The sequence below is a fragment of the Pinibacter aurantiacus genome, from assembly GCF_019130065.1.
GTDB classification, from domain to species: domain Bacteria; phylum Bacteroidota; class Bacteroidia; order Chitinophagales; family Chitinophagaceae; genus Pinibacter; species Pinibacter aurantiacus.
The window spans coordinates 631,013-642,972 of record NZ_JAHSPG010000001.1; the positions used below are offsets into that span (position 1 = coordinate 631,013).

At 43.6% G+C, this 11,960-nt stretch carries 5 protein-coding genes; all 5 read right to left on the reverse strand.

The genetic code is table 11. The annotated features are described in order from the left end of the window. Nucleotides 1-410 precede the first annotated feature (410 nt). Nucleotides 411-2,705 carry a GH92 family glycosyl hydrolase gene (locus tag KTO63_RS02310; RefSeq protein ID WP_217789508.1) on the reverse strand — a complete coding sequence of 765 codons (2,295 nt, stop codon included), beginning with the start codon at nt 2,703-2,705 and terminating at the stop codon, nt 411-413. A gap of 99 nt (nt 2,706-2,804) precedes the next feature. After that, nucleotides 2,805-5,141, reverse strand: coding sequence for a family 20 glycosylhydrolase (locus tag KTO63_RS02315; protein WP_217789509.1), 2,337 nt, complete (start codon nt 5,139-5,141; stop codon nt 2,805-2,807). Between the two features lie 73 nt (nt 5,142-5,214). After that, nucleotides 5,215-7,446 carry an alpha-L-fucosidase gene (locus tag KTO63_RS02320; protein ID WP_217789510.1) on the reverse strand — a complete coding sequence of 744 codons (2,232 nt, stop codon included), beginning with the start codon at nt 7,444-7,446 and terminating at the stop codon, nt 5,215-5,217. Nucleotides 7,447-7,580: 134 nt separating this feature from the next. Further along, entirely contained in the window at nt 7,581-9,584 is a 2,004-nt protein-coding gene (locus tag KTO63_RS02325) for a glycoside hydrolase family 2 protein (protein ID WP_217789511.1), read from the reverse strand. Nucleotides 9,585-9,670: 86 nt separating this feature from the next. Next, complete coding sequence (locus KTO63_RS02330; protein ID WP_217789512.1) at nt 9,671-11,848, reverse strand: glycoside hydrolase family 3 C-terminal domain-containing protein; 2,178 nt, start codon at nt 11,846-11,848, stop codon at nt 9,671-9,673. Nucleotides 11,849-11,960 lie beyond the last annotated feature (112 nt).

The window sequence follows — 11,960 nt, forward strand, 5'->3', positions numbered from 1 at the left end:
ATATTATGTTTGATCACCATGATTCTTAGAAAAATTTTGCAACTACTTTCATTCGGGTTAATCTTTTATTTGCTTGCTGACAATTTCTCACACTTTGATTTCGCAACGTCGAAGAACAACGCTTTGACGTCAATGAAGAAAGCGGAGATCGATTCTATACAAAGCATCGACACGGTTAGATACAAAGCAAAAGAATACGTCGATGCGGTTCGAAAAATACAGAAGCAGTATTCAGCAAAATCTGTGGCAACATTTTGGCTTTTAAATTTGCTTCTGCTTTTCCAAATAGTTCAACTAAAAGTAAATCAACCAACAAAAAACAAGCAATAGAGAAGTGGCATAAGTTGAAAACAAAAAGGACAAACTGAAATTACTTTCGGTTTGTCCTTTTTTATTTTCTTACAACAATTCTATTCAGCTGGAGGTCTGTTGCCAATTGCCTTTCCAAAAGCATTATTCGGCTTGTTGCCCATAACAAATATTAGTGTACCACCTTTCAGGATATCCTCATGGCGAATGTAGCTTTTCGCGTAAGGCTTGCCATTTAAAGTAGCGCTTTGAATGTAGATATTGTCCTTGCTGTTGTTTGTCGTTTGTACGGTAAAAGTTTTTCCTTTACCCACATTGATCGTCGCCCTGTTAAACAATGGACTACCAAAAACATACACACCGTTTGCAGGATTCACAGGGTACATGCCCAGTGCGGACCATACGAACCAGCTACTCATCGCTCCGCAATCTTCGTTGCCCGCAAGGCCATCTGGTCTGGTTGTATAAAACTCATTATTCACCTGGCGCACTTTCTCTGCTGTCTTCCACGGCTTGCCAGCAAAGGAATACAGGTAAGTAACGTGGTGGCTCGGTTCGTTGCCATGCGCATACATGCCGATAAGACCAGAGATATCGTTTGATGCCTGTGCACCCATATCTCCTTTTACATTAAATAAACTATCGAGCTTGGTGGTGAAAGGTTCGTCGCCACCCATCAGTTTAATAAGTCCCTGCGGATCCTGCGGCACGAGCCATGTGTATTGCCATCCGTTGCCTTCTGTAAAGTCACCATTTTCATGAATAGAGTTAAATGGATCGTATGGTATTTTAAATGAGCCATTCTCCAATTTCGGCCTTACGAAATGAATGGACGAGTCAAAATAATTTTGATAATATTTGGCACGTTTTGCATACAGGGCTGCATCATCTTTTTTGCCCAATTGCCTTGCCAGTTGCGCAATGCACCAATCATCAATGGCGTACTCCATTCCTTTGGAAACAGATTCATGTTCTTTCTCTGCTGGAATATAACCTTTGGATGCAACATAGTTCAAACCAAACTCGCCATTGTTTGCTGTTGATTTCATTGCTTCCAATGCCTTCTCTCCGCTAAAGCCACGAAAGCCTTTTTTGTAGGCATCTGCGAGCAATGGAACTGCGTGATAGCCTACCATGCAATTTGTTTCGCTGCCCATCAGAGGCCACACAGGTAGCTTGCCCTGTTGTGCGTGAATGGCCAACATGCTGTTACAAAAATCGTTGATCTTTTCCGGCTGAATGAGTGTTGCAAGCAGCGCACAGGAACGATAAATATCCCACAACGAAAACACTGAATAATTATTAAAACCCGGATTGTGATATACTTTTTTATCAGTACCGCGATAGTCACCATTATGGTCGTTGAAAAGCGCAGGTGCAACCATAGTGTGATATAAGGCCGTATAGAAAACTGCTCTCTGGTCACTGTTATCAGTGCTGAGTTGAATGCGCGACAACGCCGCATTCCATTTTGCATTCGCGGCTTCTACCGTTTTGGTGAAATCCCAACCCGGCAATTCTGCTTGTATATTGCCCAGGGCATTCTCACTGCTCACCGGAGAAATACCTATTTTCAATTGCACCGTGCCTGCGTTTGCAAATGTGATCACTCCTTTTGTATTAACCGCTTTGAGCGATTTTCCCGCAACCGGTTCATTATTTTTTAGTAATTCCAATTGTTTTACCGGCACATTGCTTTTTATGACAAACCACAAACGTTGATCATTTGCCCAGCCTTTTGAGAAACGATAACCAACCAGTGTATAGTCATCCTTTTGTTCAAGGTATGTGTCTGTAGGACTATCCCAGCCAATGCCCTGCTGCAGATCGATCAACACTTTACCGGCCTTGTCTTTTGGAAAAGTATAGCGATGCATTGCAACGCGTTCTGTTGCCGTAAGTTCTGCTTTGATACCATAGTCCAGCAGCTGCACACTGTAATAACCCGGCCTTGCTACTTCTTCCTCGTGCGTGTATTTAGAACCGGGATGTGAGCGGCCTATAATTTTTTTTCCATTAGATGTTTCGTCCGGTGCTTTGTAAATGTTCGGTTGATCCGTATAAGGCATGATCATTACATCTCCTAAATCTCCAATGCCTGTACCGCTCAAATGGGTTTGCGGAAAACCGATCAGCACACTGTCTGAATAATGATATCCTGAACACCAGTCCCATCCTTTCACAATGTTGGTTGGGCCCACCTGCACCGCTCCGTAAGGCACGCTCGCGCCAACAAACACGTGACCATGACCACCGGAACCAATATATGGATCAACAAAAGTCAACGGCACAGCCTCTTTCACAGGACTTTTAAGTTGTGCATGTGCGGAAGCGATCGCGCTACCTGCAAGAACACCCGCAAAAAACACGCGGGTAAACGTCATTCTACATTTCATTGATCGTTATTTTTTATTAGCATCAAAATAGGAACGCTGATTTTCATGATTCTCATGATTGGTCAAGATTTTTTGTCCTGTCCTATTAATTCTTAATTATTAATTATTAATTCGTTTTAGCCACGCTGCCGGAACCACTTTCGGCTCGCTACCTTTATAACTATACTTGAGTTCCAGGGAATAGCCACCGCCATACTCTGAAAAATCAACGGCAAGCGAATGTAATCCTTTTTGCAGAGCCGCCTGCCCTCCTACTGTTTTGTCAGGATGCAAACCATCGTTGTCTACTATTTTTTTATCATCGATAATCAATACGCCACCATCATTGCACATGAGATAAAAAGTGTAGATACCTGTTTCCGGCACTTCAATGTATCCCTTGAACTTCAAACCAAAGGTAGGTGCCTTGATTGATGGAGGAACTTTGATGCCATCCACAACATACACACTATCCGGAGCTCCTTTAATCGCACTGGTAAGCTTAAATGCCCCTTTGTAAAATCCGGCAGTAAGACCGCTTTTAAGATTCGCAATACTTTTGGCCGGCAACAACTGTTGTTCATTGAAGTTAAGAGTATACACATCGCCCCTTCGTCCCGTAGGTGTAAAGAGAGCCATTTTCATAACGGCTGAATGTTCGAGGGTTACAGGCTTTTCCATTACCGGAGACGTAGCCACCGGCGTCGAGCCATCCAATGTATAATGCACTTTGAATCGTGGCACCGGAGACGCGGCAAAGAAAGGCGTTTTACCCATGACTGCGTAATTATCTACGAGGTTACTTATGTCGGGTAAACGGTAATTAACGTTCAATTGATCCAGCCTTTGATATTGTACATTTAGTCTTTGCAAATATTCCTTGTAGTTGTAACGATGTGTCCATCCGACTTCAGAAAGTGCGGTCAATCGCGGCATGATCATATAATCAGCTCTTTTTTCCGAAGCTATGTTTTCCGTCCATAAATTAGCCTGCACACCCAGAATGCTTTTTTTCGCATCATCGCTCATGTGGTATCTTCCTGCCTCAAATGGATCATAGTTATAGACTGCCGATAATGTTTGGGCATCTTCAATGGCATCGAAATAATATGGCCCGTCTGGTGTCATCACTAACTTATTCCCATTCTTTACAGCATTTGCAGGCGCTTTGGGCACCCATGTGCGCCAGAACATCACCACGGCAGAAGAGTCAATTTTTCCTTCTATCACCTCATCCCAGCCAATCAGCGTTTTACCTTTTGATTTGAAGAAAGCCAGCATATAGTCATTGAAATAGCTTTGGACCTGGTTTATATCTGTAAAGCCCTTTTCCTTCATGAATGCTTTTACAACTGATGATCTTTCCCAATATTTTTTGTTCACTTCATCGCCTCCTATATGAATGTACTTTGACGGAAAGAGATCAGCTATTTCAGCGAAAATATCTTTTGCGAATTCCAGCACATGCGGGTTACATGGACATATGGGATTGGAGAAGTCATATGTATTGTTCACTATCAGTGTGTCGCACGTTAGTTCAGGATAAATTCTTGCAGCGGCCATCATGTGGCCGGGCATGTCTATTTCTGGGATCACTTCGATGTGGCGGCTGGCAGCATAACGTATGAACTCACGCATTTCATCCTGTGTGTAAAAACCACCGTATAAAGTCTGTCCGTTTTTTTTAACTGTATGTTTTGCTTCGGGCCTTAGGTCATCATTACCTGTGGCATCTGCCTTTGCAATGCATGCTGAATCATGGTTGTCAAATGTTCGCCACGCTCCTTCACTAGTCAATCGCGGATATTTTTTTATCTCAATTCGCCAACCCTGGTCGTCCGTTAAATGCAGGTGCAGTTTGTTTAACTTGTACAACGCCATCATGTCTGCATACTTTTTCAGGTATTGTATTGAAAAAAAATGGCGGGACACATCGAGCATCATGCCTCTCCAGCCAAATGCAGGCTGGTCGGCTATTTGCACGCAAGGCACTGTCAATGTATTTCCTTTTCCGCTTTCAACGCCTGCAGGCAGCAACTGGCGCAAAGTTTCCATTGCATAAAACATTCCGGCGCCGTCTTTCGCAGCAAGTGTAATCGTTTTCGGCGTGATGTTTAGCGTGTAGGCTTCTGCCTCTTTTAAAGTCTCATCGTATTTTAAAACAATTGCATTGGCTGAAGCGCTTTGTTGGAATTTCAGCGCATTTGCTCCTATGTAATTTTGAATAAGATTCCTTAAAAATCCTGTTTCGTTATAGAATGTATTAGTAGTCGTAGGAACTACCAAAACTGTTTTATTGCTGATCAGAAAATTTCCCGGCTGTGCTTTAAGTTGCGCAGGCTGAGGAATGATGGCGTACGGTGTTTGCTTTGTCTGTGCGTGTATAATGCTGTATGGTACTGTAAGCACCAGTATAAACAATAATGATTTGAAACCTTTGGTAATGACGCGATTCATTAATTGATATTTTTATTTTTCCGGGGTGGTGTAGAGACAAGGCAGTGCCTTGTCTGTACGGGGTGCACAATTTTTAGTTAAAAAAATCCAATTCTGCAATCGTTAAAAACTTTCCATCTCCTTCCAACGCAGTTGCTTCTACTTGCACATACCGCGCCGTTACAGCTTTGGGAAGATTGAAGGTTCTCGCAGACGGGTCGTTCACCAGGTTGCCGAATGCAAAACTGCCTGCTTCTTTCCATGACTTACCATCGTCACTTACTTTAATAATTCCCTTTGCCATCATGCCACCGCGTATTTTACTTTGAGGCGTGTAGGCAAAACTTTTCAATGTATAGCTCTTGCCAAGATCGATAGCTATGAACTGCGGCAATCCATTTTCATTTGACTGCCACCAGGTGTTATTGTCTGCATCAAATGCGTTCACAGCCTGATGCTTCGCGTCTTCGCTGCTTACATTCAACATGATCCACGACTCTTTACTGATGCCAAACTTATGGCTGGCAATGGCCCCACGCTCTTGTGCCCCAATCACAACAGCCTTCACTTCTCCTCTTTCAACCTTGAACGGCTGTGTATACAATTTGGAAGACGTTGATGGTTCTGAACCGTCGAGTGTATAATAAATTTTGATGTCGCCATTCAGGTTTTTCATTGCGTTTTCACGATGAGGTTTCCAACCAAAATTATCCTTTGCCGGCGCGATTGTTACTATACCTTTTGCATCACGGCTTATCTGCAACTGTGGCGGTCGCGTTTTGTATTTGTAAGCAGCAATGGTTGCTATTGCCGGATCAAACCTGCTTTCTAGAATGCGCAATCTGAATTTGGATGAAGTTACTTCAGGAAAACGCAGAATGCGTTGATAACCAATATTGGTAGCGGAAACAATTTCCTGCCATTGGCCGTTTATCCACGCATCAACTGCATGTTTCTCTACACGTTCGCTATGTGTGTCGATTGCTTCCTGTATCAGAAACCTGTTAATGGTAATGGGCGAAGCGGTGGTGATTACTACTTCTTTTGCCGGATGATCCAATATCATATAAGTGCTCAGATCTTTGTCTAACACGGCCCTTGGCCCGGACGCGCCCGCAAACAAATTATTTCCGTAAGTCTCACTTATGCGTTTGCCCGTTTCCTTCAATACGCCTACATCCTCTGCAGAAAATTTACCGTCACGATTCGGCGGGATGTTTAACAGAAATGTTGAATTGCCGCCAACTGAGCGTTCATACATATCAAACACATCATCGGCGCTGCGCACTTTCTGTGAAGTGTCATCACGGTAAAACCATCCTTCGCGGATAGAGGTGTTTGTTTCGGCTTGTTCATAATGCAAATACTTTGCACCGTATAATTTTTCCCGACTGCCAAGGTCCACGTCAGTCATATCATGAAAGTAATTGGCAGTATCAGGATTCTGGGAATAAGCGACTACGTTCCATTCCGTATCACGTGTTCCTCCTGCTTCGTTGCCGCACCAGCGTACATCTTCTTTGCCGAATATTACTGCCTGGGGTGCCAGTGTATGAATGAGTTTTTTCCACGCGATGTAATTGTATTGCTGGCCGCCTTTTGTTTTTGGGGTGGCTCCGTCAAACCACACTTCACTTATAGGGCCATATTCAGTAAGCAATTCAAACAGCTGATTCAGGAAATACTCATTGTAGTCATCAACTGCGAACTGAAATTTTGTTTTGTTTTGAAACGGTCTGCCAGCCACTTCTCTTGGTATGGTCCGTGTAGTGTATTTGCTGAGGTTGCCATACAAGCCATCAGGACTTTCAATCTGGAACAGATCTGCGGGAGAAAGATAAATACCCAGTTTCAATCCATATTTTTTGCAGGAAGCAGCAAGGGCTTTCAGTACGTCTCCTTTTCCACTTTCAAAATTGGAGGACATGATGCCATGCGTTGTGTAGCGGCTTTGCCATAACACAAAACCATCATGGTGCTTGGCAGTAAAAATTACCATCTTCATACCCGCGGCCTTCATGGTCTCGCACCACTGGTCGGTATGTAATTCTTTAAGGTCAAAAACTTTTGGATCTTCCTGGCCAGTACCCCATTCTCTTCGTGTAAATGAATTGGGGCCGAAGTGAACGAAGGCAATAAACTCATTCTTCAATGCGCTTAGCTGATTATTTGTTGGCACTACATGCGTTGCCTTTTCTATTATAAGTTCTTTGCTATCGTTGCTGTCCACGCGGATAGTGTTTGCAAGAGGAATGTTTTGGCTTTGTGCAACTGCTACTGTTGCAGCCAACGCAAATACAATAGTGGATGAAAATTTATTGATCATTATTTGGGAAAAAATTAATAATTAATAGCTGGCATTCGCGCACTCGGTACAGACAAGGCATTGCCTTGTCTCTCTTGCTCAATCACTACGCTGTACAGACAAGACAAGGCATTGCCTTGTCTGTACATGCATTTTCAAATTTTCTTTATATCGTAGTATGATTTCACTTTAATTTTCACACTACCCGTAATCTTTGATTTTTCAAATTTTATTTTTTTCTCCGCACCTGGCGCAAGATCGAAATAATTATCGCTGAGCTTGCCTGTGTATCCCTCGATGTCAACAAACACATACTTCGCAAACGCGTCGGCTGAAAGAATAATATTATCACCTTCTATTCTCCATTTGATATGCGGGCCTGACAATTTCAGATTGATTGGTCTTATGCTGTCTCTTGCTGGTCTTACATCATCGCGATAGGCCTCTTTCACGGCGTACCATGCGGCTTTGGGCGCACGATTGTAATAGTCAGTAATGCTCCAGCTTGCCACCGGCCAGCAATCATTCAATTGCCATAGAAGCGTTCCCATGTTGTAAGGTTCATGGCTTCTTTGTATCAGGATCATGTTTTTAAAACCGTAGTACTGCACGCACTGTGTGACGTACACATAATCTTCAACGGAAAGTTTGTTGATCTTTGCCGAATCGATCATGTATTTTTTCAAATAACCTTCAAGCTTTTTATATCCGTTGCCTGCTTTTTGATGATCCTGGAGCACATCGGAAAACAGATAACGGTCCTGTGGTTGTGTGAATCTTAAAACGCTTGCGTAGCCAGGCATTGCTTCCATTCCGTATTCACTGATAAAGCGGCCCGTTTTGTTTTCAAACGCTTCGAAATCGTCGCCGCCCCACCATGTTCCCCAGTAGTGACTGTCGCCTTCAGTGAAACTCCTCTTATCGCCCCAGCCATACTTTGGCGAAGTAGTGATGTATGGTCTGCTATCATCCACTTCTTTCAACCAGGTCGGAATACTGTCATGAAAGAGCCTTACGTAATCATTCCACAGTTTCACAGAATCTTTTCCGGAGAGCCTGAATTGAGTCTGCCATCCCCATCTGTGCCATGCTTCATCATCCTCGTTGTTTCCGCACCAAAGCACAATGCATTTATGATGTCTCAGGCGCTTCACCTGGTATTGTATTTCTTCTTTTACGTTGGCAAAAAAATCATCATCCCCGGGCACCATGGTGCCGGCAAACATAAAATCCTGCCAGATGTAAATGCCTAACTCATCGCAGAGATCGTAGAAAGCATCATCTTCATAAATGCCGCCACCCCACACACGAAGCATATTCATGTTCGCATCTTTGGCCATCGTCAACACTTTCCTGTATTCCTCTTTTGTCATTCTTGTCACAAATGCATCGGATGGAATATAGTTGGCGCCTTTCATGTACACAGGTTTTCCATCTATGGTGAAATAGAATGAAGTGCCTTTTTCGTCGGGCTTTTGCACCAGCTGTACATTAACGGGAGGAACGTATTTTTTTTCTTCGGGAGCAGCATTATAGCCTACCAGTCTCACCTGCTTCCATATGCCGCAACCGGTAAGCTTCGGACCCCAATCCCAACCAAAATGAAACTGGGCCTTTCTTACATAGGCCCTCGGATTATCGGGGATAACGTATGGCAGATCAGCTTTCGCTATTGAATCCACTTTGTTTTGTGCAGAATGAAAATATATTCGAAGCGAATTCTCGCCATTGATCAATTTATTTTTTACATCTACCTGCCACTGGCGAAACATGTTGTTTGCCTGCAGCACTAGTTTTCCATTGAGGTACACATCTGCATAAGTGTCAAGTCCATCAAATACCAGGTCAATTTTCTTCTGGTTCAACAGCAATGATGAGGGTTTAAAACTCGTCTTGTATTCCCAATCCACTTTTTCGATCCACTGCACTTTCTTTTCATTGTTTCGGTAAAATGGATCGGGTATTATTTTATTGGCAAGAAGATCGGTATGCACCTCGCCCGGAACTTTTGCCGGGTGCCAGCCGGCTTCGTCTTTTTCATGGAATTGCCAATTCGAATTAAGCGACATTGTGATGCTTTGTGCGCGGGAAGGAATGGCGCTTCCTGTGAGAAACAGTAGTATCGTGAATTTGAACAATGAAAAATATTTCGTACTCATCGACCTTGGTATTTTTGAATGCTTGCTATTGATTTGCGACCCTGTACAGACAAGGCAATGCCTTGTCTCTACTGAATGCCATTTTTTTACTTTTTACTTTTTACTTCTACCTGCGATTTCAATTTCACATCTGTCGAACTACCGCCCACTATTATTGTATATTGCCCGGCATACAATTTCCAGCGATGTTCTTTCAAATCCCATTTCTGTAATTCACTCGCAGGAATTTTGAACTCAACAGTTTTCTGACCGCCACTTGTAACAAATACTCTTTTAAAACCTTTCAGTTCTTTTAAAGGCATGCGTTCCATATTTGGGTATTTGATGTATGCCTGCACTACTTCGTCTCCATCCATCTTACCTTCATTTTTCACCACTACAGAAAATGTGATACTATCTTTTAACGAAGTTACTGTTGCAGGTCTGCGATCCCATGTATAGGCAAATGATGTGTAGGACAATCCAAAGCCAAATGCGTACTGAATTTGTCCATCGAAATATCTATAGGTTCTTCCTTTCATGTTGTAGTCGCTGTATTGCGGCAGATCATTCAGGGACTGATAGAACGTCAAAGGCAATCTGCCTGAAGGAGAAACCTTTCCAAAAAGAATATCCGCGAATGCATTGCCACCCTGCTCTCCGGGATACCATGCGTACACGATCGCATCTACATAAGGCTCGATTGAAGAAATATCAACATCGCTTCCTGCGCAAACCACTGCAATGAGAGGTTGCTTGTTTGCTTTACGTAATGCTTTGATGTAGGCAATTTGCGAAGCCGGCAGATTCAATGAATTTCTGTCGCCGCCGGATTGTGAAAGGAAAGCATCGCCTTCTTCTCCTTCGTACACAGGTGATAAACCGACAACAGCGATGGTAACATCCGCATTGCCTGCCATCCATACACCACCAAAATGTGCGGTGTCTGAAAAATCACAACCCAGGTCGTATTCCACTCTTGTGCCTGCGCCAACAGCTGCTGTAATGCCTTCTACAAAATTCACTGCTTTGTCGCTCACGCCGTGATAGTTGGCAACCAACGCATCCAATGAAGCCGCATTGGGCCCCACAACGGCTATTGCGCCATATTTACTTTTATCAAGAGGAAGAATGTTTTTATCATTTTTCAACAATACCATGCTTTGCTGCGCTGCTTTTCTCGCGAGCATTTTGTGGTATTCATTGGCTACACTATCTTCTCCAAAACCAGCATAGCGTGATGATGCAGGATCATTGTAGAAGCCGAGTTTCATTTGCGTGCGAAGCACGGGAGCCAATGCACTGTCAATCTCTTTTGCTGTCAGCAGATTTTGCTTGATCGCTTTCATTACATCGTCTTGCAAAAGATTGCTGCAGTCAAGGTTTACGCCCGCTTTGATGGCGGCTGCAGCTGTTTCAATAGCGCTTGGAAGCGCTTTGTGCATTGAATAAACATCTGACAGCGCCCAGCAATCAGTTACCACATGGCCTTTAAATTTCCATTCGTTGCGAAGAATATCTTTGAGTAAGGCATTGCCTGTGCAACAAGGCTGGTCGTTTACGCGGTTGTAAGCGCACATCACTGACTCAACATTTGCGTCAACCAATTTTTTAAATGCATACAAATACGTTTCACGAAGATCTTTCTCATCAACGATTACAATGGCGGTGTGACGTGTTGCTTCGGGACCGCTGTGGACCGCGAAGTGTTTTGCAGTGGCCGATGTTTTTAAAAGACCGGGATCACTTCCCTGCAAACCCTTTATATAGGCGGTTCCCATGCTGGCTGTGAGAAATGGATCTTCGCCATATGTCTCCTGTCCTCTTCCCCATCGTGGATCGCGGAAGATGTTGATGTTGGGCGACCAAAAACTCAGGCCCATGTATTGTAAATGCCTTTGCTGTTGTGTTGACAGGTTATATTTTGCTCTTGCTTCTGTTGAAATAGCATTGGCAACTTCGTTGAGCAAACTATCATTGAAAGTAGCCGCCATGCCTATTGCCTGGGGGAACACGGTTGCTTTTCCTGCCCTGGCTACTCCGTGTAAACTTTCGTTCCACCAGTTGTAAGCGGGAATGTCCAGGCGCGGAACGGACTTGCTGTTATAGCCCAGCAAGGAAATTTTTTCTTCGAGCGTAAGACGATTCAGCAGGTCTGCTACTCTTGTATCAACGGATGCCTTGTTGTCTCGATACAAACTCTTTTCCTGTCCATTGGTAAACAGAACAAAGCAGCAAATAAACTGCAAACAAAAAATAGCGCGGGTCGTTAAAAATCTTCTCATTTTTGTTGGTGATTATGGAATATGGCACGCATCCGCCCGGCTGAAGCCATTCGGACGGGGATGACGCTGATTAGACTGATTTACACTGATTTTTTTATATCCACATACTTTC

What these genes read in the sequence shown, in the direction of transcription:
- KTO63_RS02310 (WP_217789508.1), bottom strand. Translation starts at nt 2,705, where the DNA reads ATGAAATGTAGAATGACGTTTACCCGCGTGTTTTTTGCGGGTGTTCTT.
- KTO63_RS02315 (WP_217789509.1), bottom strand. Translation starts at nt 5,141, where the DNA reads ATGAATCGCGTCATTACCAAAGGTTTCAAATCATTATTGTTTATACTG.
- KTO63_RS02320 (WP_217789510.1), bottom strand. Translation starts at nt 7,446, where the DNA reads ATGATCAATAAATTTTCATCCACTATTGTATTTGCGTTGGCTGCAACA.
- KTO63_RS02325 (WP_217789511.1), bottom strand. Translation starts at nt 9,584, where the DNA reads ATGAGTACGAAATATTTTTCATTGTTCAAATTCACGATACTACTGTTT.
- KTO63_RS02330 (WP_217789512.1), bottom strand. Translation starts at nt 11,848, where the DNA reads ATGAGAAGATTTTTAACGACCCGCGCTATTTTTTGTTTGCAGTTTATT.